20 protein-coding genes and 1 tRNA gene are annotated in these 25707 nt (G+C 68.3%); 10 read left to right on the top strand and 11 right to left on the bottom strand.

Features of this window, described 5'->3' with window-relative positions; genetic code table 11:
* Positions 1-11 precede the first annotated feature (11 nt).
* Positions 12-509 (bottom strand): phosphoribosyltransferase, encoded by a 498-nt coding sequence (locus C6N31_RS07640; RefSeq protein ID WP_198357290.1) that lies wholly within the window; start codon positions 507-509, stop codon positions 12-14.
* Between the two features lies 1 nt (position 510).
* Positions 511-1086, bottom strand: coding sequence for a dCTP deaminase (gene dcd / locus C6N31_RS07635; protein ID WP_138351324.1), 576 nt, complete (start codon positions 1084-1086; stop codon positions 511-513).
* Between the two features lie 465 nt (positions 1087-1551).
* On the opposite strand from dcd, the gene C6N31_RS07630 reads away from it, so the two are divergent.
* Positions 1552-1625, top strand: a tRNA-Gly gene (locus C6N31_RS07630).
* Positions 1626-1685: 60 nt separating this feature from the next.
* Here the strand turns inward: C6N31_RS07630 and C6N31_RS07625 are convergent.
* The gene (locus tag C6N31_RS07625) at positions 1686-2054 is read right to left on the bottom strand and encodes a calcium-binding protein (protein ID WP_138351323.1); all 369 of its coding nucleotides are present in this window, start codon (positions 2052-2054) and stop codon (positions 1686-1688) included.
* 170 nt (positions 2055-2224) lie between these two features.
* Between C6N31_RS07625 and C6N31_RS07620 the strand changes: the two genes are divergently transcribed.
* The gene (locus C6N31_RS07620) at positions 2225-2473 is read left to right on the top strand and encodes a type II toxin-antitoxin system CcdA family antitoxin (RefSeq protein ID WP_138351322.1); all 249 of its coding nucleotides are present in this window, start codon (positions 2225-2227) and stop codon (positions 2471-2473) included.
* Positions 2470-2871 carry a DNA-binding protein gene (locus tag C6N31_RS07615; protein ID WP_138351321.1) on the top strand — a complete coding sequence of 134 codons (402 nt, stop codon included), beginning with the start codon at positions 2470-2472 and terminating at the stop codon, positions 2869-2871. The genes C6N31_RS07620 and C6N31_RS07615 overlap by 4 nt, the downstream gene beginning before the upstream one ends.
* 404 nt (positions 2872-3275) lie before the next feature.
* Here the strand turns inward: C6N31_RS07615 and C6N31_RS07610 are convergent, their stop codons facing one another.
* On the bottom strand, positions 3276-4760 hold the full coding sequence (locus tag C6N31_RS07610) for an alpha/beta hydrolase (RefSeq protein WP_138351320.1): 1485 nt from the start codon (positions 4758-4760) through the stop codon (positions 3276-3278).
* A 5-nt stretch (positions 4761-4765) separates the two neighbouring features.
* The gene (locus tag C6N31_RS07605) at positions 4766-5170 is read right to left on the bottom strand and encodes a DUF4190 domain-containing protein (RefSeq protein WP_232484894.1); all 405 of its coding nucleotides are present in this window, start codon (positions 5168-5170) and stop codon (positions 4766-4768) included.
* Between the two features lie 139 nt (positions 5171-5309).
* On the opposite strand from C6N31_RS07605, the gene C6N31_RS07600 reads away from it, so the two are divergent.
* Both C6N31_RS07600 and C6N31_RS07595 read left to right on the top strand, forming a co-directional pair.
* Positions 5310-6527, top strand: a complete 1218-nt coding sequence (locus tag C6N31_RS07600; protein WP_138351319.1) for a sensor histidine kinase — start codon at positions 5310-5312, stop codon at positions 6525-6527.
* A complete protein-coding gene (locus tag C6N31_RS07595; RefSeq protein ID WP_138351318.1) occupies positions 6524-7225 on the top strand; it encodes a response regulator transcription factor in 702 nt (233 codons plus the stop codon). The genes C6N31_RS07600 and C6N31_RS07595 overlap by 4 nt, the downstream gene beginning before the upstream one ends.
* Here C6N31_RS07595 and C6N31_RS07590 read toward each other — a convergent pair.
* Positions 7186-7770: a phosphotransferase gene (locus tag C6N31_RS07590; protein ID WP_138351317.1), complete on the bottom strand. Its 585-nt coding sequence runs from the start codon at positions 7768-7770 to the stop codon at positions 7186-7188. The genes C6N31_RS07595 and C6N31_RS07590 overlap by 40 nt on opposite strands.
* A gap of 541 nt (positions 7771-8311) precedes the next feature.
* On the opposite strand from C6N31_RS07590, the gene C6N31_RS07585 reads away from it, so the two are divergent.
* Both C6N31_RS07585 and C6N31_RS07580 read left to right on the top strand, forming a co-directional pair.
* Positions 8312-11122, top strand: a complete 2811-nt coding sequence (locus C6N31_RS07585; RefSeq protein ID WP_244809312.1) for a tetratricopeptide repeat protein — start codon at positions 8312-8314, stop codon at positions 11120-11122.
* Between the two features lie 452 nt (positions 11123-11574).
* Positions 11575-12825 carry a DUF4365 domain-containing protein gene (locus tag C6N31_RS07580; protein ID WP_198357289.1) on the top strand — a complete coding sequence of 417 codons (1251 nt, stop codon included), beginning with the start codon at positions 11575-11577 and terminating at the stop codon, positions 12823-12825.
* A gap of 409 nt (positions 12826-13234) precedes the next feature.
* Here C6N31_RS07580 and C6N31_RS07575 read toward each other — a convergent pair whose 3' ends face one another.
* Positions 13235-13801: a GNAT family N-acetyltransferase gene (locus tag C6N31_RS07575; protein ID WP_232484893.1), complete on the bottom strand. Its 567-nt coding sequence runs from the start codon at positions 13799-13801 to the stop codon at positions 13235-13237.
* Positions 13802-14198: 397 nt separating this feature from the next.
* Here C6N31_RS07575 and C6N31_RS43645 point away from each other — a divergent pair, with 397 nt between their 5' ends.
* The gene (locus C6N31_RS43645) at positions 14199-16856 is read left to right on the top strand and encodes a PKD domain-containing protein (RefSeq protein ID WP_307811274.1); all 2658 of its coding nucleotides are present in this window, start codon (positions 14199-14201) and stop codon (positions 16854-16856) included.
* A gap of 96 nt (positions 16857-16952) precedes the next feature.
* Here C6N31_RS43645 and C6N31_RS07550 read toward each other — a convergent pair whose 3' ends face one another.
* From C6N31_RS07550 to C6N31_RS07540, 3 genes are all read right to left on the bottom strand, one after another.
* Positions 16953-17342 (bottom strand): hypothetical protein, encoded by a 390-nt coding sequence (locus C6N31_RS07550; protein WP_164294626.1) that lies wholly within the window; start codon positions 17340-17342, stop codon positions 16953-16955.
* Positions 17343-17662: 320 nt separating this feature from the next.
* Positions 17663-18580: a MurR/RpiR family transcriptional regulator gene (locus C6N31_RS07545; RefSeq protein ID WP_138351312.1), complete on the bottom strand. Its 918-nt coding sequence runs from the start codon at positions 18578-18580 to the stop codon at positions 17663-17665.
* Between the two features lie 12 nt (positions 18581-18592).
* Positions 18593-22120, bottom strand: a complete 3528-nt coding sequence (locus C6N31_RS07540; RefSeq protein WP_198357287.1) for an ATP-binding protein — start codon at positions 22118-22120, stop codon at positions 18593-18595.
* A 156-nt stretch (positions 22121-22276) separates the two neighbouring features.
* Between C6N31_RS07540 and C6N31_RS07535 the strand changes: the two genes are divergently transcribed.
* The gene (locus tag C6N31_RS07535) at positions 22277-22957 is read left to right on the top strand and encodes a hemerythrin domain-containing protein (protein WP_198357286.1); all 681 of its coding nucleotides are present in this window, start codon (positions 22277-22279) and stop codon (positions 22955-22957) included.
* 70 nt (positions 22958-23027) lie between these two features.
* Positions 23028-23489 (top strand): DUF4267 domain-containing protein, encoded by a 462-nt coding sequence (locus C6N31_RS07530; RefSeq protein WP_198357285.1) that lies wholly within the window; start codon positions 23028-23030, stop codon positions 23487-23489.
* 29 nt (positions 23490-23518) lie between these two features.
* On the opposite strand, the gene C6N31_RS07525 is transcribed toward C6N31_RS07530, so the two are convergent.
* Complete coding sequence (locus C6N31_RS07525; protein ID WP_198357284.1) at positions 23519-25588, bottom strand: glycosyl hydrolase family 28-related protein; 2070 nt, start codon at positions 25586-25588, stop codon at positions 23519-23521.
* Positions 25589-25707: the final 119 nt, after the last annotated feature.

Genomic DNA, 25707 nt, shown 5'->3' with positions numbered 1-25707 from the left:
TCGGCCAGGCCTCAGGCGTCCCGAACCTGCCCCGCCCGCTTCACCACGGGCTCATCGACGGACCAGGGAAAGTTGATCCAGTCGTCGGTGCGCTTCCACACGTACTCGCACTTCACGAGCGACTGCGTCTTCTCGTAGATCACCGCGCTGCGGACCTCGGCGACATGCCCGACGCAGAAGTCGTGCACCAGCTTCAGCGTCTTGCCGGTGTCGGCGACGTCGTCGGCGATCAGCACGCGCTTGTTGCCGAAGTCGATGGCGTCGGGCACCGGGGCGAGCATCACCGGCATCTCCAGCGTGGTGCCCACACCGGTGTAGAACTCGACGTTCACCAGGTGGATGTTCTTGCAGTCCAGCGCGTAGGCCAGACCGCCCGCCACGAAGACCCCGCCGCGCGCGATCGACAGCACGACGTCGGGCTCGTAGCCGTCGTCCGCGATCGTCTGCGCCAGCTGGCGCACGGCATGCCCGAAGCCCTCGTACGTCAGGTTCTCCCGCACGGCCGCCATGTCAGACCTGCGTCCGGTGGAAGTTCATGAACGACCGCGAGGCCGTCGGCCCCCGCTGCCCCTGGTAGCGCGATCCGTACCGCTCCGAGCCGTACGGGTGCTCGGCCGGTGAGGTCAGCCGGAAGAGGCACAGCTGACCGATCTTCATCCCCGGCCACAGCTTGATCGGCAGCGTCGCCAGATTCGACAGCTCCAGCGTCACGTGCCCGGAGAACCCGGGGTCGATGAAGCCGGCCGTCGAGTGCGTGACCAGCCCCAGCCGGCCCAGCGAGCTCTTCCCCTCCAGCCGCGACGCGAGGTCGTCGGGGAGCGAGATGACCTCGTAGGTCGACGCGAGCACGAACTCACCCGGATGCAGGATGAACGGCTCGTCGCCCTCCGGCTCGACCAGCCGGGTCAGATCGCTCTGCTCCACCGCCGGGTCGATATGCGGGTACCGGTGGTTCTCGAACACGCGGAAGAGCCGGTCCAGCCGCACATCGATACTCGACGGCTGCACCATCGACTCGTCGAAGGGGTCGACCCGCACCCGTCCGCTGTCGATCTCGGCCCTGATGTCCTTGTCTGAGAGAAGCACGTCCCGAAGGTTACGCGGACGACGCGGCCCCGGCCCAATCCTGACCGGAGCCGCGCGGCATCACTTGCGCTACTTTCCGTTCTCCACCGGCACCGCATGCCGCAACCGCGCACAGCGCGGACACCTCAACAACCGCCCGGGACCCAGCCGGCCGACACCCAGATTCTGCATCGGGAACGACGCGGTGCTGAACACGTGCCCCTCGGCACAACGAACGACGGTGCGATCCATCGCTTCCCTTCCCCAACTTCCGTGGACGACAAAAGCCACATTAGGGGATGAGACGGGCCATCTTCCACGCGCCGCTCCGACGCCCACGCTACGCCCCAACCCCCGCCCCCCGCAGCCACATCCCGACCCCCCACCCCGCCCCACGACAACACGAAGGCCCCGGACGAAAACACGCCCAGGGCCGACCATGCGGTACAGTGTGCGACGGTGCTACGCCCCAAACCGGCGTGCCGCGCGAGTGTAGTTTAATGGTAGAACATGAGCTTCCCAAGCTCAGAGCGCGGGTTCGATTCCCGTCACTCGCTCCACACAAAGCCCCAGGCCAACGGCCCGGGGCTTCTTTGTTGTCATCGGGCGCGGCTACGGAATCAGAACGCATAGCCCCGAGCCACCCAGTAACGCCAGTCTGCGACCCCTTGCCGCGTCAGGCCCTCGGCGTCCACGGGCTCCAGTTGGGAGAGCGGGATGCCGAGATCGTGGCCTTGCCATTGGACCCGCACGAAGATCTCACGCTCACACTCCTCCTCCGGCGCCATGCCCATCACCTCAACCTCCTCGTCGACACGCGTTGGCGAAATGATCCGCTTCGTCGTGCAGCGGGCAATGAAGGGGAAAGCAAGAGCCTCTTCCAGGTAGTAGTACCACCCCATGGCCTGCTCCTCAGGGCCATAGGCATCAACGATGACCTCATTCACGATGCGTTGCTCGCGTTCATCATCACGGGGCTGACCCGGCATTCACTGTCTCCGTCCTCTTCAGCTCGACACGCGATGACGTGACAGCATCCGGGTCTCCGGGCCTCGGGCAGAAGGGTTTCCCGCACGCTGCCGGTGTCACCGTGCGCGGGGGCAGGCCCAGCTCTGTGATCATCCGCATCAGATGGCGCATACTGCAGTATGCTTCCCCTATGTCTGCCACCACGCGCATCACGGTCACCCTGCCCACCGAGCAGGTGGCTGAACTCAGAAAGCTGACCGACAACGTCTCCGGCTACGTGGCCGAGGCAGTGGCTCGCCAGATCAGACATGAACTGCTCGGCCATGACCTGCGACGCCATCAAGAGGAACACGGCGCCTTCACAGACGAAGAGCTGGCCGAGGCTCGCGCCAAAATCCTCGGCTCAGACGCGTCCGCCAACCGCACGGACGCCGCGTGAGCACGCACTTCGAGACCGTTGTCCTGGACTCGGAAGGACTGTCAGCGTGGATCGCGCAGGATCGGAAGGTCCTCGCAATGCTGCAGGTGTTTCACGAGATGGGAGCCGACCTGGTCGTCGGCGCCAACACCATCGTGGAAGTCAGCCACTCCCGGGTGAACCTCCCACGTCTGAACTGGGCCCTGTCCCGGGTCAAGGTCGAGCCGGTCACCGAGCAGGCGGCCAAAGCGTCGGCAGAACTGCTCAAAGGAGCGGGATTGCACGGTCACAAGTACGCGATCGACGCCACCGTGGCGGAGGCTGCTCTGCGTCAGCCAAGTCCAGTAGCGGTGCTGACTTCCGACATCGACGACATGACGAAGTTCTGCGGCGGCAGTGTGCGACTCATCCGCCTCTGACACACCCACCGGCTCAGCCGAAGCGACTGCCGCGTATCCGGGGGCATGCCCTATCCGTGCCCCAACGGGCGGTACAACGGGGTCAGCGGCGGGCATAGATATCGACCCACAGCAGTGCTCAGAGGTGGCGTTTTTGCAGGTCAGTAGCCCTGTCGAGCTACCAAGATCCTTTGATTCCCAAGCTCAGAGCGCGGGTTCGATTCCCGTCACTCGCTCCATTCAAAGCCCCAGGCCGGCGGCCCGGGGCTTCTCTATTGTCTAGACCTCTTCACCCCACCTGATGTCGATCTTCCGGCACGAAAAGCGTTCTGGCGCCAGGTGTGGGTTGACCGCGTTGACCTGCAAGGTTCTCGGGGATCGGAGTTCGTGAACTCGCTGCTCGGCCTGTTGCTCACGAACGAGGTTCAGCCGACCCGGCAGGTCAGGTCCTTGCCCGGGAGCCTGCCCGTGGCCAGGTAGGCCATGGCACTCGTGTCCGCGCAGGGATTGCTGCCGTTGACGATGTGCCCCTCCCCGCCGGCGACGGTGACCATCCGGGAGCCGTGCAGTGCCCGGTGCATCGCCCGGCCTCCGGCCAGGGGCGTCAGGGGGTCCCACTCGCTCTGCACGATGAGCGCGGGGACCTTGTTGTTCACCGTCGTTCTGGGCTCGCTGCCCGGCTTCCAGAAGGCACACGGCTTGATGTTGGCGTCGAAATCGCCGGACAGCGGATACCGGGTCCTGTCGCGGATCGCGTCGTGGCGGTATTGCTGCGGATCGCTCGGCCATGACGCCCGGGTGTCGGCGCACAGCACGGCCCAGGCGCTCGCGTCATCGTTGTCCGGGGGAACGTCGCGAGTGGACACCGGAGGGACGGTGCCCGGTGCCTGCCCGGAGGTCCTGGGCTTCTTGCCGTCGGCCGTCTCCTTCAGTCCGGCGACCCAGGCGGCGGCCTGCTGGACGCGGGCGAACACGGCGCGCTGAGCGCGGATGCCGTCACCGGTCAACAGCGCCCCGCGATCCTCGATGGGGGTGCGGTCGGCCCTGTCGACGAGGTCCCAGAAGGTCTTGCGGACCTCGGCCGGTGTGCGGCCCAGGCCGTACGCCGTGTGCCGCCGGGCCGTCCACCGGGTCCACCGTGTGAACGCGGGCTCGGCCCTCTCGGCCATCGCGGTGAACATGCCGCGCCCGTAGCCCGCGGGGTCGGCCGCGCTGTCCAGCACGAACCGGTCGGTCCGCCGGGGGAACAACTGCGTGTAGACGGCGCCGAGATAGGTGCCGTAGGACATCCCCAGGTACGAGATCTTCTTCTCGCCCAGCGCGGCACGGATCGCGTCCATGTCGCGCGCGGTGTTGCGGGTGGTGAGGTGGCGCAGTGTGCCGCCCGCCGCAGCCTGGCACTTGGCGGCTACGGTACGGGCCCGCTCCACATCCCTCGCGAAGGTCCTGGCCTTGTACGGGCGTTCGGTGTCCCGGTCGTCGACGGTCAGCCCGCAGCTGACGGGAGAGCTGTGCCCGACACCCCTGGGGTCGAACCCGATGAGGTCGTACTGCCTCCTCACCTTCCGCGAGAGGCGCAGTGCCGGGTCCACGGGCATGCCCAGGCCGGGTCCGCCGGGTCCGCCGGGGTTGAGGAGCAGAACTCCGCGCCGCTCCTTCCCGCTGCCCGCCTTGATCCGGGATATCGCGATGTCGAGCGTCCTGCCGCCGGGATCGCTGTAATCCAGTGGCACTTGGAGAGTCGCGCACTGAAAGGAGGCGGGGCTGCCCGCATCGCACCACTGCCATCGGGGCTTGTGCTGCGCTGCGGTGGGCTCGGATGCGCTGAAGGCCGTTTCGGGAATCGACAGCGAAAGAAGAGCCGCCGCGGCACCGGAAGCCAGCACAGACGCTATTCGTGAGTTCCGCATCAGGATCAGTTCCCCGTGAGTTGCTGGCTGACGCACTGCTTGTACTGCTGGAAACTGCCGGGCTGGTAGCACTCCTGCGTCTCGTTCGCGTACCAGACCATGAAGAAAGCAACCAGGACGGCTACCACGATCGCGACGGCCGACGCCACCACGCCGGTGATGGCCTTGCCCCGGCCGCTCCGTGTCGGCCCGCTTCTCACCAGGGCGACGATGCCGAGGACCAGGCCGACAACACCGAGCAGGCCGCCGAAGATGAAGACCGAGGTGCCCAGGCCGGTGACGCCCAACACCATGGCGGCTCCGGCCGGCCGGTTCTTGGGGCCCTGAGGGTGGGGGCGGTATGGGACCGTCCCGCCGGTCCTGGCCGGTGCCGTGTCGTACGGCGACATCTGGGTCCCTTGTGTGTTCATCAGCCATCCTCCGGTCGAGTGCTCAGGGGGCCGATTCTGGTTTCGGGGGACGTGACCGCACATCGCGTAAAGGCGGGAGGATTTCCTCCCCCGATCGGGGGAGGGCCCGGGCCCTCCGGCCGGTCATACTGGTCGGATCATGATCTGGGGAATCCGGCCGCTGCTGCGCGGCTCCACGTATACGGGTATGTTCCTCGCCTATTGCGGTGCCCTGGCGAGCATTCCGCTGCTGCCTTTCGCCATGCTGCCGACCCTGGTGTGGCCGTCCGCTCCCTATGGCGTGAAAGCCGTTCTGACTCTCCTGGTCTGGGCGGCGCTGATCGGTACGATCGGTCTGGCCCGCACCACGCGGCGGGCGCTGATCGCGTTCGTCCGCAGGCTGCTGGGGGTGCCGTTGCCGGATCCTGCGGCATCGGGCGGCGACCGCTGGCGGACTCCGCTGTGGCTGCTGCTGCACGTGACGCTGGGGTGGACGGGGGCACTGGTCAGTGGGGTGCTGCTGATCATGGGGGTGAGCCTTCCGTTCGGCTGGCTCCGTGGTGAGGCGGAGCTGAGTCTGTTCGGCTGGTCACTGCGTGCGGAGGGCGGCCGGCAGAACTGGACGCGGGGGCTGTGCTGCCTGCTGCTGGCCGCGGTGGTGTGCGTGGTGGTGACAGGAGCCCTACGCCGGCTGGCGCCCAGGCTGCTGGGGCCCTCGGCGGCCGAGCGGCTCGCGCTGGCAGCCGAGCGGGAACAAGCGCTGGCCGAACGCAACCGGCTGGCTCACGAGTTGCACGACTCGATCGGTCACACACTGACGGCGACCACAATCCAGGCGGCGGTGGCGAGCCAGGTGCTCGCCACCGACCCGGCGACGGCGCGAGCCGCGCTGCGCAGCATCGAGGAGTCGTCCCGGGCCGCGCTGGAGGACCTGGACTACGTACTGGGTGTGCTGCGCGATCAGCGGGCGGAGACGGCACCGACCCGCACCCTGGCCAACCTGCCCGAGCTGGTCGACCGGCTGCGGCACGCGGGCGCGACGGTGGAGCCGGAACTGTCGGGCGACTGGGCGCAGGTGCAGGGGACGCTCTCCCGAGCGGCGTACCGGATCCTGCAGGAGGGCCTGACGAACGCGCTGCGGCACGGAGCGGGCGGTCCGATCGAGCTCCGCGTGGCGGCCACCCCGGACAGTCTTGAGCTGGGCGTGGTCAACAGGACCGGGCCGGGGACGGGCGCGGGCCCCTTCCCGACGTCCGGGCACGGCATGCCCGGTCTCGCCGAACGCGTGCGGCTGCTGCACGGCGAGATCGAGGCGGGCCCGCAGGGGACACGGCACTGGCGCCTGGTGGTCCGCCTGCCGATACCGGCATCGGCATGACCGGCCCCGACACGAGCACGGCCGCTGGTCCCGCCGACAACCCCATCACCCTCCTGATCGCGGACGACGACGAAGTGACCCGCATCGGTCTGCGCATGCTGCTCGCGGCGCAACCGGGAATCGCGGTGGTCGGAGAAGCCGCCGACGGCATCGACGCGGTCGAACAGGCACGGCGACTGCGTCCGGACGTGGTCCTGATGGACGTACGCATGCCGCGCTGCAACGGCATCGAGGCCACCCGGCAACTCCTCGCCGACCCGGCCACCGCACCGCCGAAGGTCGTGGTGATCACCACCTTCGAGAACGACGACTACGTCACCGCGGCACTCAGCGCGGGCGCCGCCGGGTTCGTGCTCAAGCGACTCCCGGTCCGCCAGATCGCGGAGACGGTACGGGTGGTGGCGTCGGGAGAAGCGATCCTCTTCCCCTCAGCACTGCGCCGCATGGTCACCGCCCGCCCCCTGGACTCCGCCGAGGCGCTACCGAAAGCGGCACTGACGGACCGGGAGGAAGAAGTGCTGCGGAGCATGGCCACGGGCCTGTCCAATCCGGAGATCGCGAGGGCGCTCACGGTGAGCCTGGAGACGGTGAAGACCCACGTGGGAAACGTGCTGACCAAGCTCGGCGCACAGAACAGGACACACGCGGTGGTCATCGCCTACGAGTCCGGCCTGGTAGTCCCCGGCCTCACCGACTGACAGCTCGCGGGCCACAGCTCCGCACTACCGATTTTCACTTCGCGACAGCTACGTGAGCGGAGGGGCCGACCCGGAGGCAGCTGCCAGAAGTCCGTCATCCGCTTCCACCAGAGTCGGCGCACACCATCTGACAGCGCGGCTGCCTCCAGCGGCACCACGGACCGGTAGCCGCACACGAAGGCCGCCACCCGAGCGAGGTCGAACACTCCATCCACGCCGAACTGCACCTGGGCGGTCCGAACGCCCTCTTCGGCGTACGGACGGACGCCGACGCGGTCCCAGTCGAGGACGGCGGCCAACTCCCCTTCCTTCCACAGCAGGTTCCGGTACTGGACATCACCGTGTGTCCACCCGTGCCGGCCCACAGGGACCGCGTCCTGAGGCCGACGATCGGCATGCTTGCCGATCAGCACCCGCCGCTGCTCCAGGGCGGCCGAGGCCGCCGCGCCGAACGCGCTGCCAGTGCCTTTGTTCTCTACCGCTGCGGACAGCCGCTCCGACTTCTCCACCGCCTGCTCCGGCGTCGTCACGTCGGCGGTCAGCATGTCGGGCACAGCAGGCCGTCACGACGACCAGCGTGGCAGGGCCGAACCATGCCACGAAGGAAAAGGCCCATTCCCGAGCGCCCTTGCTCCCACAACCTGGCTGTCCCGTCACACGGCGTGCACAGGCCACGGAGCAGATCCGACAGGCCGCCTCGGCCACCGCGTGCCCCAGCCGTGCCCTCCTGAGCGGAAAACCCCGGTCAACAACGGTGCAACCCGGACCGCCCCAGGAGCCATCCGAGCCCCCGTTTTCGCAGGTCAGACAGCACATCAGCCCCGCAGCACTCGTTGATTCCCAAGCTCAGAGCGCGGGTTCGATTCCCGTCACTCGCTCCATTCAAAGCCCCAGGCCTCACGGCCCGGGGCTTCTTTGTTGTCCAGACCATTTTGGGCCTGTTGTGCCCTCCGCGTGCCTCAACTCCGGGAAACGAGCGAATCGGCTGCTGCGGAGCATCCCGCATGGCTGGCGTGAGGTCTCAGGACTGATCCCACGCCCTCCGGACTGTCAGCCACCCCGCGTAAAGTGCTTGTTGAGCATCCAGTGCAGACCGAGCGAGGCAGCGTGGCCGAGTTTTCGAAGCACCCCTTGGTGGTCGATGGCAAGATCACCTCTCTGCCCTTCCATGAACTGACTTCGTGGAGTCAGTTCGAGAAGCTTGTGTGCGAATTCGTCCAAGTTCACGAACGGTTGTCGCCCTGCCACCGATACGGATCGCCTGGTCAAGCGCAGGGCGGTATCGACATCGCAGGGCTGTCGGAGGGCGGCCAATGGTCCGCATTCCAGGTCAAACACGTAGCCCAGTTCACTGAGGCGGATACAAAGAAGGCCCTGGATCTCTTCCTCAGCGGACCGCGGCCCTATGCAGCAACACGGCTCGTCATCGTCACGTCATGCAAGACAACCCGGGCTCAGGTGCGTGATCTGGTTCATCATTACCAAGCCCAACATCCAGATCTGTTGCTCGAGTTCTGGGACGGCGAGCACTTGACATCCCATTTGCGTATCCAGCCACGGATCGTGGCCCGGTACTTCGGGGATCATGTAGCACGACGCTTCTGCGACGCGGATTCCCTGGAGGCGTTCTCCAGAGCTGGGCGCAGGGGCGAGGTTGGCTGTCTTGTGCGCGACGCTGACCCGATCGGTCTGGAGGTTCACGAGGCTATCTCGGTCGATGAGGTCACAGACCCTGATCAGCCTGCTCTGCCTACATACTTTCGAAGGTCGTTCGACGACGAACTCGACGCTCTCGTCAACATGGCTCTCGCCGGGAACAGTGGCATGAAAGTCCTTCTCGCGGATTCCTCCACGGGAAAGACTCGTGCTGCCTGGGAAGCGATTCAGCGCCTCGGCAAGGAGTGGCGGCTGTGGCATCCGGCCGACCAGGAGGACCTACTCGCCTCGCTGGGGGCGGTGAGACCGCGCACGGTCGTGTGGCTCAACGAGATCAATCGCTATCTGCTCTGCGACGGCTCGGACAGAAATGAACACGTGGCTGCTCGACTCACGGAGCTGCTGCGCGATCCCCACCGGGCCCCCGTCCTGGTGCTGGGGACAACCTGGCATGTCCACTGGGCCACCATGACCACCGCGCCGGCAGACGAGCGCGCGAAGACTCGAGCCCTGTTGTTCAGGTGCGCCCTCCCAGTTCCGGAGAGGTTCAGCAACGACGAGGTGGCCGCTCTCCTCGACATGGATCGGCCCACCGATCGGAGAATGCTGAAGGCTGCTCGCGAGGCCGAGGGCGGCCACGTCATCCAGTACCTGGCAGGTGGGCCAGCGCAATTGGAACGGTACGCGAACGGATCCCCGACCTCACAGGCAATCCTGCATGCCGCCATGGACGCCCGGCGGCTTGGTCACGGCATGGATCTGCCTCCCGGTTTCCTCCGGTCTGCGGCTACTAGCTACCTGACCACGCTCCAGCGGGATCTGGCGGAACATGACTGGTTTTCTCGCGCCCTGCAGTACTTGTCAACTCCGTGCCGGGGGGTTCGCGGGCCGCTGGCACCGGTCCGGGGCTTCTCCACGAACGGGGCAGAGAATCCCAGCAGCTACCGCCTAGCCGACTACGTCGAATTGCATGGTCGCCGGAACAGACAATTTCTCTGCCCTGAAAACGATTTCTGGGAGGCAGCGACAGAGCAAGCCGCCAGCGCGCGCGACAAAGTTGCCCTTTCCCGGGCTGCTCTTGAACGAGGCAGGGAGACCCACGCGGAAGCACTGGCGCTAGCGGCAGCGCAAGACGGGGACGGTGCCGCCCTGACCCATCTGGCTGGATGGATCCGCGAAAATCGCAAGGGCGAGGATCCACACGTCTACTACGAGTTGGCAGCCGAACTCGGAGACGTCACCGCGCAGATCGCACTCGCTTCCCGCGCGGAGGAAGAGGGCCAACTTGAGAAATCAGAGCACTGGTATCGCAAAGCTGTGGATCGGGACGGGCGCCGATGGGACGCCGTCGTAGGATTGGCCTCCGTCACATCTCAACTCGGGGATACCGCACGCGCTGTCGAATTGTACAACCAGGCACTTGACGGCGGATTTTTCGGCGCCCGGGCAGTTGAGTACCAGGCACGCTGGCTGGCCGATCAAGGCCAGCACGAACTTGCACTGATCCTGACAAAATATTCCTTCAACGCTGGAAACACTGAGGCATTTGCAGGCTTGGCCTGGACCTACATGTACAAAGATACTTCTCGAGCTATTCAAGTGTTCAGGTTCGCCATGGACGCAGGAGACATAAATGCACCGCGAGAACTCGCCTGGGTTTTGGAGAGAGAAGGAGACTGCGACGGAGCAGATCGTTTCTGTGAGATCGCCGTCCGCCTCGGTGAGACGAACACCCTTCGCGGCCTGGGAATGATCCGTCGCAGTAAAGGTAACTACCAGTCTGCTTCGGCTCTCTTCTGGAGAGCTTACAATCTGGGTCTGACGTACGTGCTGCTCGAGCTGGCTCGCCTACGAGAAGAAGAGGGCAACCTGAGACGAGCCGAGAAGCTCTACTGGCGTGCCATTGAGGAGGGACAGCCCAGCGCAGCCCACGACCTAGTACGGATCTTGGAGATCAGGGGAAAGGTGCGGCTGGCCGAGCAACTGGCAGCCGACTCGAAGGAACTCGTCGAACCCTTGGCGCGGGCTCGGGCAGCCCGAGGCGAATATGAATCTGCCGAACAGTTACTACTCAAAGCCATTGCGCAAGGACGCTCGAACCTGCTTCTGCCCTTGGCGCGAATCCGTGAACAGCGGGGCGACGTTGCAGGAGCCGAAATCATGTTGAGGCGTGCGCAAGACGCCGGAATTCCCGATGCCGCGCAGCGACTAGCGGAACTACAAGGCGACAAACAGGAGTAAAATCAGCAACCGCGTCTTCCAATATCTGTCAGCATGCGACAAGCTACCCATCCCCCATTCTGTGGTCGGCTGGGGGCCGTCGGCAATGGATTCCGAAACGGCGTATTCAGTCGGCTCGGTCGTCAACCTAGCATCCCGAGCCGGAGGGCGAGGGAGCAAGTCCACGCAGATTTCGACGACTCGCTGTGAAGCGCGCCCGCGTCCAAATCGACTTCCCTGAGTCCCAGCACCCCCACCTCGTCGATCGCCACTTCTTCGCCCAACTGGCCTCAACCCGGCAGCGTCTGCGGAAACTGCTCTGAGCCGCATCACCGCCTCGCAGGCGCACCTCACTGTCCTGACCTGCAATACGGATCTGCCCGAGTCGCGATGTCAGAGCCGTGGTGCAAGGTGACGGGTGGCGGCACCGTCTCGGTCCGCCTGGGCACATGAGGAACCCCGGAGAGAGTGGCATGCCGAAGATCCCAAGAGGGCGGCGCGTGGGCCAAGCCGCAGTAAACGCCGTACGCACACTGCTCGAGGAACACGATCACATCGTTCAAGAAATATCCGGACGGAACGACTTCGGCGAGGACTTCTACGTCACCTTCACCGATGGCGGGGACGTCACCAGCGACACGGTTAAGGTCCAAGTCAAAGGTGGGGACAGCTGGCGCCGTGGGAACGGCTACGCGGTGCCCGTCAACCTACACGGCGACACCTGGGCGGACGGCAACATCCCCGTCTACTGTGTGGTGTACGACCCAAATACGAAGGAGCTGTACTGGGCGAACGCCACCCAACAGCTCCGCCGCTTCGGCCCTCACGATCCGCCCCGCTACATCGGCGTCAGCCCCAACGCGGTGCTTGACGACGCCACCATGGACTCCTTCGTCTCTCAGGCGCGGCGCTATGTCGGACGCTATCGAGGCCGCCAGGCCGTCCTCACCCACCTCGGGGAAATGTCCGGGACGGAATTCGACCCGTCAGATCACGTTCTGCACTTCGTCAACGGCGATGACGAGGACCTCATCTTCTGGAAGTCCCCGGGGGCTGCGGTGGCAACACTGCTGCTCAGTACCCAGGGCTGGAATACGGCTTGGGTCACCCTGGAGTCGCTGATGCGCTCCACACCTCCTCTCCTACAGGACGGCGATACCACCAAACCCACCGACCCCGATCTGTGGACCGCCGAGGAACTTGAGCTGAGCCAGTCCGAGATCATGTGGGTGGCCGCATGCTTCATGTCCACCCGGCAGGCTGATGAAGGCCCCGAGAGCGACCTCATCGAACCCGACGAGTGCGAGGGGTGCCCCAGCTGCACGGGTGAGGATTTCGTAGAGCACGGCAGGATCGAAGCAGACGTCATTCATGCCTACGTACTGGCATGCATGCTCAACCGCATCGAAGCCGAGCCGGACCTCGTGCAGCGCTCGATTCTGGCCATGCGCAAGGACATCACGTTGCAACCAGCCGTCATCGCCGAGCTTGGTTCCTTGGAAACCGAGCCACGCTTCGTCCGCCAGGTGAACAAGCTGAGCCGGGCAACAGTGCCCACGGAGGACGATATCGATCCAGGGGCATTCCGGCTTGCCGTCCTCTACCTGATCCACCGCATCTACGTCGGCGGACCCTCGCTACCCCTGGAGGAACAGGTCCGAATCGTTTGGCGCGTCCCGGAGCCGGGACGCGGACCTTCTGCATCCATGTCACAGGCCCGGTAGATGCGAGGCCAGGCGCCCTCGTAGACGTGCCCCAAAGCAAAGGACATGTGTCCAGACCGTCGCGAGGGCAGAACTGCCTGGCTTCGATGCTGTTGGCCGCACCGCTGGGGCCGTGCCAGAACGTCCCAGTAGGGCCGGTAAAGGGCGGTCAAGACAGGTGCCGAAACAGCACTCAGTTCAAGCGCGCACCAGTCTGCTCCCGCAGGTCAGCGAACATACTGATGTCCAAGTGTCGAGTGATTCCCAAGCTCAGAGCGCGGGTTCGATTCCCGTCACTCGCTCCATTCAAAGCCCCAGGCCTCACGGCCCGGGGCTTCTTTGTTGTACGGACACGTTGTCAGCGGACACGTTGTTATTGGATGCCTTGTTATGCGGCCGCGTGCGATCGTGCCCGGTCCTGAATTCCCTGTCATTCCCGACTGCCGTTAACGGGCGGGGCAGGGCGGTGCAGCCGCCAGACCACTTCTATCCCGCTGCCGGCGGGAGCTGCGGGCGGTGTTGCCTGTTCGCGGCGGACTTCGGTGAAGCCCAACCGGCGCGGGATGGCGGCGCTCGAGGTGTTGGCCAGGTCGTGGGTGATCTCCAGGTATTCGACGTCCGGCAGGGTGAACATCTCGGTGACCATGGCGGTGGCCGCTCTGGTGGCGATGCCCTGGCCGGTGGCCGCAGGGTGCAGCCAGTACCCGATGCGCCGGCCCTGGGGGTCGGCTCCGCGGTAGGTCTGGCACATGCCGATGAGGGTGCCGTCCTGGGCGATGGCGTAGTTGTACACGTCACCGCTCGCCCACTTCGACTCGGACTCCGCGAGGAAGTCGCGGGTGCTCTCCTCGCTGTGCCGGGTGACCCACGCCTCCCAGGGGCGCAGGTGGTCCACCGACTCCTCGATCAACGTGAACGCCGCAGCGAAGTCGCGCTGTCCCCGCCAGCTTCGCAGGACGAAGTCTCCGCACTCGATGATCTGCCTCGGTCGCTCCATGACGGCCATGGTTGTTCGCAGAACGGCTCCCTGCAATGGGATGGGGACCGGGATCGGGGTCGGGAACGGGAGCGACCGCCCGGGGCAGGACCTTCCGCAGAGGCGCAGTACTATCCGGCGAGCCTCTGTGCATCAGAGTTCTGGTGGGTCCTGGGTAAGCGGTGGGGGATTTATGCGCGTTATGCGCTATCGGCGTCAAATTGTCATATCCACGGCTGCGCTGCTGAGCAGCGGTGGTCTGTTCCCGCTGTCCGCGCTGGCGGATGAGCCGGTCGCCAATCTGTACGTGAGTCCCACGCATTGCAGCGACACCGGGGTGGGGACGCAGGCACTCCCGTTCTGCACCGTTCAGGCGGCGGCAGATGTCGTGAATCCCGGGCAGACCGTCACTATCGGCGTGGGTAGGTACACCGGCTCGGTCACCATCACCCGCTCGGGCACACCGACGGCGCCCATCACCTTCAAGAGCCCCGCCTTCACCAGTCACACCAGAACCACCAACCCCATTCTTTGGCGGCCTGACAACAGCACCGCGGCCGCGGTGACGGTGTCCGGAGCACACGACATCCGCATTGCCGGGATCATCGTCGAGCACGCACGCGGTGACGGCCTTGCCGTGGTGGGCTCCACCCGCATCGCCCTCGACACGAACGCTGTCGGGCAGGTGTGGGAGACCGCCCCCGAGACCCCGGACGGGATCTCCGTCGACCACACCTCGTCCGACGTGTCGATCACCAGGAACGAAACGCGGGGGAGCCTCGGACACGGCGTGTCCATCGCCTCCGGGGCAGAGCGCGTCACCGTCGCATCCAACCTGCTCAGCACCGACCAAGCCGGTGGGATAGGCGCGACCGATGTCTCCGGGCTCACGGTGACCGGTAACACCATCATCGCCGGCAGTTGCTCCCCCGGCCTGTCTATTACCGGGACGTCGTCCGGGACGGTGGAGAACAACGCGGTGAAGGCGATGGCACCGTCCGGAACACCGCCGTGCACAGCGGCCCCGCTGATCACGGTCGCGACCTCCTCGACGAACACCGTGAAGACGGCCTACAACGCGCTCGCCGCCGCGGCTCCCCGTTTCGACTACACCTGGGGCGGCACCGACTACACCAAGGCGGCGGACCTAGCGGCCGCCGTACCCGGCCAGGCCGGCCAGGACCTCGACGTACCCGCAACCGACATCTCCACCTCTGCGCAGCCGGAGGGGTCCCCGCTGATCGACTCGGGTGACTCCCACGCCCCGGGCGTGACCAGTACGGACTGCTCCGGGCACCCTCGGCCCGTCGACGACCCGAACACGGCGAACACGGGTACCGGGGCCGGGGCCATGGACCGGGGAGCCTTCGAGCGTCAGAGCACTCTGACCCTGGCTCCGTCGTACAGCCCCGCCTCGGCGGCCGGCACCGTACCGTTCACCCTCGCCGTCACCGCCGCCCCGACCGACAGCTGGGGCGAAACGGTCAGCACGGTCGTGGACTTCGGCGACGGCGGCGGCCCCGTGGCGGTCAGCGGCGGCGTGGCCTCGCACGTCTACCCCACCCCCGGCATCTACACGGCGCGCACGACGGCGACCAACACCGACGGCCTGGCCGTGACCAGAACGACGCAGGTGAAGGCAGCGACGGTTGACGCTCCGCAGGTGGTACTCACCGCTGCTCCGCTGATCTCCGCGCCCCCGCAGAATACGGTCACTCCCGGCATGGCCGCCTTCACCACCACCGCCGGAGCCGACACCTGGCAACTCCAGAGCGGGACGCTCACCTTCGGTGACGGCACGTCGGCCGAGCTGTCCACCTCTGCTCCCACGCACCACATCTACCCCCACGCAGGCACCTACACCGCGACGGTCACCGCCAACGACCTGCTCGGGCGGACGTCGACCGCCTCGGCCACGATCACTGTCGGCAACGAGATCCTTCCCCTGACCCCGAAGCGGATCTACGACAGTCGCTACGGGAGCAGGGTCCCGGCCCATGGGACCGTCCAGTTGTCGAGGGCCCAACTGCACGCCGACTCCACCGGTGTGCAAGCCGCCTGTCTCACGGTGACGGTCACCAACACGAAAGCCGGTGGCTTCCTCACCGTCTATCCGGACGGCACAGCCCGGCCGAGCGTCTCCCTGCTCAACTTCGGCCCCGGGCAGACCGTTCCGAACATCATGATGGCCGTCCCCGGCGAGGACGGCCTGGTCGACTTCTACAACGGCAGCAGCGCCCCGGTCGACCTGATCATCGACTCCTTCGGTGTTGAGGTCGGCGGCGACCCGGCCAGCCGGAGCTCCCAGATCGGCGTCACCTACTCCGCCGCCGGCCCCGCCCGGGTCCTGGACACCCGCGACGGCACCGGCGCGCCGAAAGCCCCTGTGGCACCGCACGGTGGGGTGGTCCTGACCGTCGCCGGGCGCAAGGGGGTGCCGTCGGACGCTTCGGCGGTACTGCTCAACGTGGCCACGACCGACACCAAGGCGGGGGGCTTTCTGACCGCCTACGGTCACGGTGACGACAACCCCGGGACCTCGAACTCCAACTGGACCCCGGGGCAGACCGTGTCCAACCTGGTCCTCGTCCCCGTCAAGGACGGCAAGGTCGTGCTCTACAACGGGAGCGGTGGAACCGTGAGTTTCGTCGCCGACGTGGTCGGTTACTACGACTACCCGGGCACCGCCTCGGTCGTCGTGCCGACCTCGCTGACCAGGGTCCTCGACACCCGCACCGGAACCGGTACCGGCGGCGGTGCCGCGAAGCTCGGTCCCCACCAGACCGTCCGACTGCAGATCGCCAATCGCAACGGGGTGCCGGCCACCGGTATGACGGCGGCGGAACTGAACATGACCGTCACGAACAACGTCGGCGGCGGCTTCATCACCGCCTATCCCGCCGGGACGGCTCGGCCCACCGCATCCAACATCAACTTCAGCGCCGGACAGACCGTGGCCAACGCCTCGGTCATGCCCACCGGCACGGACGGCGCGATCGAGTTCTACAACGGCAGCAGTTCCCCGGTCGATCTGGTCGTCGACCTCTCGGGCTACTACTACGGCTACACCCGGTAGCCGGAACCCGCCCGCCCTCGGGCCCGGCGCACCGCAGGAGCGGTGGCCGGGCCCGAGGGCTCGGTCCGTCCCCTGGTGGGGACTCCCTGGGAACGGTCAGCGGCGGCGTGGGGCCGTGGCGGTGGTCGCCACCAGGGCGTCGGTGACGAGGCGGACGCCGCGGGCGAGGCGGCTCAGCTGTTCCAGCTCGACGGCGTAGAGGCGGATCGTGTTCTCGATGACGGCCTCGACCATGCCCATGGTGGGCAGCTCGGCCCGGCTGGTGGTCATCGCCACCTGGACCGCGCGCATCTCGTACTGCAGCTGGAGCTGTGCGTGGCGGGCGAGGAGGGCCGGGTGGCGGGTGAGCGTGGAGTATCCGGCGTAGCGGGCCGGCAGCAGGTCACGCAGCCAGCGGGTGGCGGTGCGTTCCCAGTCGGGGTTCCCGGGGGATTTGACCTGGCAGGGCCAGTCCGGGCTGAGCGTGGTGAGGGTCGTCTGGGACATTCTCGTCGCTTCCGAAGAGTGCCGAACTCTGATCAAGAGGTTTGTTGGCTGCCTCGGCCCAGGGGTTGACCGAGGCTGCCGTGGGCGCTCCGCGGGATGCGAGCGCCCGGTGTGAACACCCCGGGCGCGCCACGAGGAGGGAGCGTCGGCCCGGGTGTTCCGTCGGGAGGGCGGGTCACGCTCTCCAATGGCGTCCGGTGGGCCCAGGCGCCGATTGCAGTAAACATATATACCGTCGAGTACGCAAGGGTATGAAAAAATTCATACATTCCGGGCAAGGCGGAGCCGGGCGGACGGTGAAAACGGTTTCCAGAGGGTTCTCAGAGGAAGAAACCGTGCTGATCGGCGACCTGCTCGTACCCCTCGAGCCGCGCCTGCGTCCGCTCCGGATCGGCGTCGGCCATGGCCTGCAGCAGGGCCGCGGACAGCATGCCCGGGGCCGCGTACGAGTCGAAGACCAGCCGCGAGCCGGTTCCTGCGGTCAGGACGACGTCCGCCTCGTCCACCAGCGGGCCCAGGGTGAGATCCGTGATCAGCGCGATGCGCAGTCCGGCGCTGCGGGCGGCCCGCAGCGCGGCCAGGGTCTCCTTGGCGTGCCGGGGCATGGCGAACGCCAGCACCCACGCCCCGCCGGCCGCCCGGGACTGCAGCAGCGCGTCGAAGGCGACGCTGCCGCCGCGGGTCACCACCCGCACATCGGGGTGGATCCGGCGGGCGGCATAGGCGAAGTACTCCACGAGCGGCGCCGAGATCCGCAGGCCGAGAACCGTCAGGGGCACGGAATGGGCCAGCTCACGGCCGATGTCCAGCACCTGGTCGGTGTCGGCGAGCAGCCGCCGCACGTTCTCCAGGTTCTCGATCTCCGCGTCGACCGCCGCCTGCAGCTCGTTGCGGCGGACCTGCTCCCGGCTCTCCGGCGACCCCGCGACCGCGCTCAGCGCGATCGGCTGCAGCACGTCCCGCAGGGCGGGATAGCCGCTGAAGCCGAGGGAGGCGGCGAAACGGGTCACGGACGGCTGGCTGACGCCCACCCGCTCGGCGAGCTCCGTGATCGAGAGGAAGGCGGCCTCGGTGAGGTGGTCGATCAGGTACTGGGCGATACGGCGCTGCCCGGGGGACAGGCGATGGCCGTTGAACAGGGCGTGGACGCGGTCCGCGGGGGCACGCTCCAGCTCCAGGGGCTGCCCACCCGGGGTGATCGCAGCCGCCTGTGCCCGTGCCTGCTGCCCCGATGGCACCGGTGCGCCTCCTTATTCATGCCGCTCCTGCTCAAGATAGCTCACGCCTTGTGGACGGCCGGGAAATCGCCCCAGGGCGGTGTTCCACTGTTCGGCGATGGCGTCCGAGCGGGCGAAGTGCGCGGTGGCCTCGTCGTCGCGGCCGAGGAGCCGCGCGAGTTCGCCGAGGGTGTACGCGACCGGCCGGATCGCCACGGTGGAGCCCGAGCTGGGCGGCGGTGCGTGGCGGTAGGGGAGCAGCGCCGCGTACAGCTCCTCGGCGCCCTCCTTCTCGCCGAGCGCGACCATGGTCATCGCACGGAAGGTCGCGAAGACCTTGAAGAAGTAGTCAGGGCGGATCGGCAGTGCCTGCGCCAGCACCTGCCGGGCCTCGGCCGGCTGCCCGGCGGCGGCCAGGGCCGCGGAGAGCAGATCGCAGGCGATCGGGCCGTAGGCGTCGAACGCCTGCCGGGCCGGCGGTACGAACTCGCCGAGCCGTCCCTGGCCCGCCCTGATCGTCGCGGTGGCGATCAGCAGATAGCCGGCGGCGTGCGGGGAGCCCTGGCGGCCCATTCGGGCGGCCGCTTCGGCGTAGAGCCGCTCGGCGTCCGCCACCCTGCCCTCGATGTGCGCGAACGTCGCGAGCATGCTCTCGCCGACCGCGGCGGGACCGGGCATCCGGTAGGCGCGGGCGAGCTCCAGGCACTCGGCGGTGAGCCGGTACACGCCGGTGACGTCGCCCTCGACGGCCAGGGCGGTCGACCGGATGAACAGCCCGTACCAGCGGTAGATCGGCAGGTCGTGCGCGCTGCCGAGGCGGTCGATCCGCTCCCCCAGCTCCGCCCGTTCACGCCATTCCAGCTCGGTGTCGAGCTCGCGGGCAAGCGTCGCGAGCGCCAGCGCCCGCAGCACGGGATCCCCCAGGCCTTCCGCGATCACGACGGCCTCCTCGGCCGCGGCCCGCGCCCGCGGGTCCTGACCGTCGGAGAGCTCGGCGGAGTACGCGTCCAACAGCCGGCAGCGCACGGCGGGCTCCAGATCCGGCAGCTCCAGCAGGCGGCCGAGTCCGGCGACGACGGGCTCGTCGACCATGCCGTACGGCCGGGTCTGCCAGGGCGTCGGCTCGGTCCAGGCGGTGAACGCGCGGATCAGCAGATCGTCCCGGGCCGCGGCGGTCGCGAGATCGATCGCCGTCTGCCGTGTCGCCCGCGCTTCCATGACGGCCCCGGCCCGTACCTGGGCCCGCAGCAGCCTCCCGAGCAGCTCGATCCGCTCGTCGTCCCGGTCTCCGGTACCGCCCGCGGGGACTCCGGTGCCGCCCGCGGGAACCCCGACACCGTCCGCGGGGACTCCGACACCGCCCGCGGGGGCGCGCAGGCGGTCGAAGCACTCCAGCGCCTGCGCGAGCAGAGCGGCGGCGACGTCGTGCGCGTAACGGCCCTCGGCGAGTGCGGCCGCTCGCACGCAGTAGTCCACGGCCTTGGCCGCGGTGGCCGAGGACGCAGCTCCGGCGTAGTGATGGGCCAGCGCGGAGACGTCGTACGGGGCGAGCCGCTCCAGGGCCGCCGCGATCCGGCCGTGCATACGGGTGGCGCGCAGCCGGCTCAGGTCGGCCAGCAGGGTGTCCCTGACCAGCGCGTGCACGAACCGGACGCGGCCCGGCGCGGGCTCGGTGAGCAGCCCCGCGACGAGCCCGGTCTCCAGCGCGCCCAGCACGCCGTCCTCGCCGGTGTCCGCGGCACCGACCAGTACCTCGACGTCCGCCTCGCGCCCCGCCACCGCGGCCAGCCGCAGCAGGGCCACGGCCGCGTCGGGAAGACGGCCGAGCCGGCGGCGCAGCACGTCGCGCACCCCTTCCGGCACATCGGACAGCGCCACCAGCGCGCCCTCGCTCCCCAGCAACAGGGCGCTCTCGCGGACGTAGAAGGGATTGCCTCCGGTGCGTTCGGCGAGCGCGGCCACCGTCCCGGCGTCCACCGGCGCCTCGCCCGCCGCACCGGTCACCGCTCCGATCACTTCCGCGACGGCCGACTCGGACAGTCCCCGCAGCGGCACGCGCAGCGGGGACCGCCGCGCCAGACCGGCGAGTCCGTCGGTGAGCGGGCCCCCGATCTCGTCCGGCCGGTACGCGGCCACGAACAGGACGGGGGTGCCCTGCGGCAGATCGACCAGGCCCGCCAGCATCGCGAGCGTCTCGGCGTCGGCCCAGTGCAGGTCGTCCAGCAGAACGGCCACCGGCCGCTCGCCCGCCGCCGCCTCCAGCCACTGCCGGACCGCCCGGTGCAGCCGGAACCGGCCGGCGGCCGCGTCCTCCTGAGGGACGGAGCCGGTGGCGGAGCCGGCGGAGTCCGTGGTCCCGTCGGACAACAGCGGCGCCAGCACGGCGGTCGACCCGGCCGGCGGCGGGAACTCCACGGCGACGGACCGCAGTGCCTCGACCCAGGCCCAGGCGGGCGGCGCGCCCTCGGCGTCGGTGGTGCGGCCCATCGCGACGAGCCAGCCGTCACGGCGCAGCCGGTGGCCGAACCGCTCCAGCAGCGCCGACTTGCCCAGCCCCGCCTCGCCGGTCACGAGCGCGACGCCCGGACCGGTGGCGCGCGCCCGGCCCGCGGCGGCCGCGAGGAGCTCCAGTTCGGCCTCACGGCCGACGAACAGGTCCGCTTCGGCGGGCTGTTGTACGGGAGCGGTCGTACGGAGCGGGCTCGTCGGACCCGTCGGGGCCGTCAGGCCTGTCGGACCCGGTATCGGACCCGGTATCGGACCCGTCGTCGGATCCGCCGGTGCGTCCGTCGCGGCCCGGAGGACCTCCGCGCGCTGGGCGAGGACCGCCTCTTCGAGTTCGGTCAGGGCGGGGCCTGGATCGAGGCCGACCTCGGCGGCGAGGACCGCGCGGGCCCGCCGGAGGGTGGCCAGGGCGTCGGCCTGCCGGCCCACCGCCCAGAGCGCCAGCGCGTGCAGGCGCCAGCCCTCCTCACGCAACGGCTCGTCGCGGGTGAGCAGTTCGGCCTCGGGAACGGTCCCGGAGACGTCGCCGGAGCGCAGCCCCACCGCGACGCGCAGTTCACGGGCGACCCTCCGGAGCTCCTCCAGGCGCGCGGTCTCGGCGCGGGCCCACGGTTCGTCGGCCGTCTCCGCGTACGCCGGGCCCTGCCACAGCGACAGCGCCTCCTCCAGCAGCCGGCCCGCGGCCTGCGGCCGGGTGGTGAGGAGTTCACGGGCGTCGTGCAGCAGCCGCTCGAAGCGCCAGGCGTCGACCGCGTCCTCCGGCAGCCGCAACGCATAGCCGGGCGGCGCGCTGACCAGCAGTTTCGCCGGGGTACGCGGAGCCCGGCCGGGCTCCAGGAGCCGGCGCAGGTTCGACACGTAGGCCTGCAGCGAGGTCACCGCCTGGGCGGGCGCCGCGTCCTGCCAGAGGTCCTCGACCATCCGGTCGACGGGGACGACCTGGCCGCGCGCCGCCACCAGCAGGGCGAGCACCGACCGCTGCCGACGGCCGCCGAGCGGAACGGGCTCCCCGTCCCGCTCGGCTCCGAAGGAACCGAGCACGCGTACGCACACCATGTCGCCGCACATCGTAAGCGGCCAAGGATCTTGTCGGGCCCGAATTTCCCAGCACCGGGCCACAGTTCCCGGGCGACAGTTCCCGGTCCGCATTCCAAGCCCTGATTCCAAGTCCGTTCCAAGTCCCTTCCAGGACCCGCCGACGAGGCTTCACACATGACGACGAAGAACGCAGCACCCCAGGCCGACGCCCGCCCCGACACCCACGAGATGGTGGTCATCCACCGCGGACTCCGCAGGGAGTCCCGGCTCCTCACGGAGCTGATCGCAGCCGTCGCCCCGGGCGACACCGCACGGGCCGGCGTGCTCGCCGCGCACTTCCGCGACTACCTTCTCGGGCTGACCAACCACCACCACGGCGAGGACGACCACCTCTGGCCGCCGCTCCTGGCCCGGGTCGACATCGAAGCCGATCTGGTGCTGCGGATGGAGGCACAGCACGAAGGGATCGCCGCGACGCTGGCCCGGGCCGAAGCGGCGCTGCCCGGCTGGGAGGCCACGGCCGGCGAGGCGGAACGCGACGTGCTGGTGGCCGCGCTCACCGAGCACCGCGCCGTCCTCGTGGAGCACCTGGACGACGAGGAGCAGAATCTGCTCCCGCTCGCCGAACGGCACCTGTCCGTAAAGGAGTGGAACGCGCTCGGCGATCACTTCATGGCGACCACGCCCAAGCCCAAACTGCTGTTCTTCCTCGGCATGGTCCTCGAAGAGGCCGACAGGACCGAGCGCGCGAAGATCCTCGGCGAGCTGCCGCTCCCGGCCCGGCTGCTCTGGTACGTCGTCGGCAGCCCCGCGTACCACCGCAGGGTCCGCCGCATCCGCAACGGGACCCGCTGAATCCCCGCTGAGAACCCCGCACACCTCACCGCCCTCCGAGCCCTACCCCTTCACGCACAGGAGACCTGTCATGACCTGGAAGAACGTCACCACCGCCCTCGCCGTCATCGGCGGCGCGTTCATCATCTACGTCGGCCTCAGCTATCTGTTCGCCCCCCGGACGACCGCGTCCGGATTCGGTCTCCCGAGCTGGCCGCAGCAGGACGGCAAGGCCTTCCTCGCCGTCAAGGGCGTGCGTGACATCGCGACCGGACTGGTCATCTTCGCGCTTCTCCTGACCGGACACCGGAAGGCGCTGGGCTGGGCGATGCTGGCGATCACCTTCGTCCCCGCCGGGGACATGGTGATCGTGCTGAGCAACGACGGTTCCGCCGGCACCGCGTACGGGGTGCACGGCTTCACCGCCGCGGCGGTCGCGGTGACCGCCGGGCTGCTCCTTCGCGAGCGCCCCGCCCCGTCGAGCGCCCCCACGACCGCGGGGCCGGCCACCCGGAAGGCTTCCCGGACGGCCGACCCCGCGCTGAACCGGTGAATTCCGCTCAGCACCCGCTCAGTTGGACGTCACCACGCGGACGGAGCCGGCGGTGCGACGACCGCCGGACGGTCGTCGCAGGTGATGGTGTTCGGCAGCTCCCAGGGCGCGAGCCAGGGACCGGTCGTACCGCCGCCGTCGTTGCCGCCGAGATCGGTCAGGGCGAACTCCGAGCCGGCGGGCGTGAAGTGGAACGAGCCGCAGTTGTTGACCCCGACCGCACCGACGTTGCGGGCGTCCACGTTCTCGAAGGACGAGGATCCCGCGGCCCGGCCGCTGACCACCGAGGTGCCCGTGCCGTCGACCCTGATGTCCTTGAAGTGGACGTTCGTGATCGAGTACAGGTCCTTCACCGGCCAGTCGGAGACCAGCATGATCGCGTTGTAGGTGTTGTCGAGGAAGTGGTCACCGGTCACCCGGATGTCCGCGTCGATGTTCTTCTCCAGCGCGAAGAACCAGATCGCCCCGAGCCCGATGTTCCAGTTCAGCTCGTACGTGCCGGCGCGGACCGTGGTGTTGTCGGTGATCCACAGATGTCCGGTGAACGCCTCCGAGCCGAAGCGGGAGCCGACCTGGATGGCGCTGCCCTCCCGGATCGGGTCCGCGATCAGGTTGTTCGAGACCGTGTTGTCGGTGCCGCCGTAGATCGCGATGCCGTTGGCGAGCACCGGCGTCTGCACGGTGTTGTGGTCGAAGGTGTTGCCCGCGTTCCCGGTCTTCTCCGACCACATGGCGAGACCGTCGTCACCCGAGTTGCGGACGAAGTTGTTCGACACGAGCGAGTGCGTGACACCCGTGTGGAAGTTGAGGCCGTCGGCGATCTGGTCGGTGATGACGTTGTTCGTGATCCGCAGGTTGGTCATCGGCCCGTCGAACCACAGGCCCACCTTGGTGTGGTGGAGGTAGAGGCCGTCGATCGTCGAGTTGTTGAGTGCCCCGCCGATCCCGTTCACCTGGTCGGTGTCGACCCGGTCGCGCACATCGCCCTCGACGGCGAACCCGGACAGGTGGACGTTGTTGCTGCCGCCGGCCGCCGCGTCCTTGCCGTAGAAGCCGACGCCCGTGTGCACCGAGCCGTCAGGCAGTGGAGTGGCGAGGGTGACCTGGTGACCCTTGATGATCGTGTACCAGCTGCCGGCGCCCTCCATCGTCACGTTGTCGACGACGATGTGCCGGTTGACCTGGTACGTGCCCGGCGGGATGTAGACCTTGAGGTGCGTCCGCTGCGCGAAGGCGATCGCCCGGTCGATCGCGTCGGCCGAGTCGCGCCGGCCCGACGGGTCGGCGCCGAACGCCAGGACGTTCGCCGCGACGACGGCGACGTGCGGCGCGCCCACGAGCTGGGAGTCGAGCAGGTCGATGGTGGTGGCCGAGGCCTTGCTCCCGGCGGGAACGGTGAGCCGCACCTTGTCGCCCGCGCGGTACTTCCTGCCGAGCGTCAGGCGCTGCTCGTCGTAGAAGTGGTTGGGGCGGAACGGCGTCGCGAACTGCGGGGCGGGCGTCGTGGCGGCGGGCACGCAGGCGCACTCGGTGACCCAGTAATCGGGGTGCAGCAACCCGGCGTTCGGGTCGTTCGAGAACGGATACTGGTTGTACAGCCAGGAGTACCGCGACGTCAGGGTCGCGGTGGTCCGGTTCTTTCCGTTCACGGTGACGTCGAGCGGTGCGGTGATCCCGCCGCCGCCAGGTGCGTCCGGAATGCTGTAGCGCACGGTGATCGCGTCGGCCGCGGCCGGCAGCGTGAACTCGACGTACTGACCCGGCGCCAGTGAGACCGCCCGGCGCCCGGACGCCTCCGCCGGCAGCGTGTACGCGGTGCGGCCCGGGCCGATGACCGTGCCGTTCGTCGCGGCGTTCTCCGCCTCCTGCTCGGCGAATCCCACGCTCGCGCCCCGGCCCGCTACGAGCGCCGGATCGAGCGCGGCGCGTGTCACCACCGGACCGGCACCGCCGACCGCGGCAGGTCCCGCCGACGCCGTCCCACCGGCCAGAACGCTGAGCCCGACGGCCGCCGCCGTCAGCGACGCGACAGCCATCGCGGCTCTTCGCCGCGGTCCGTCCGGCCATTTCGCCACAGCACCTGTGATGCTCCGTGACATCGCCTGCTCGTTTCTCTCGGGAGGACGAACGCCTGGGACCCGCACGGCGAAGCGGCCGCCATGGGGGTGAGGTGACAGTAGGACCCCACTCCCGGTTCCACAAGGTTCCTACCGAAGAA

Source organism: Streptomyces fildesensis, assembly GCF_016107395.1.
Lineage (GTDB): Bacteria > Actinomycetota > Actinomycetes > Streptomycetales > Streptomycetaceae > Actinacidiphila > Actinacidiphila fildesensis.
Note: the sequence above shows the minus strand (reverse complement) of the source record. Positions and strands in the feature narration are given on the sequence as shown.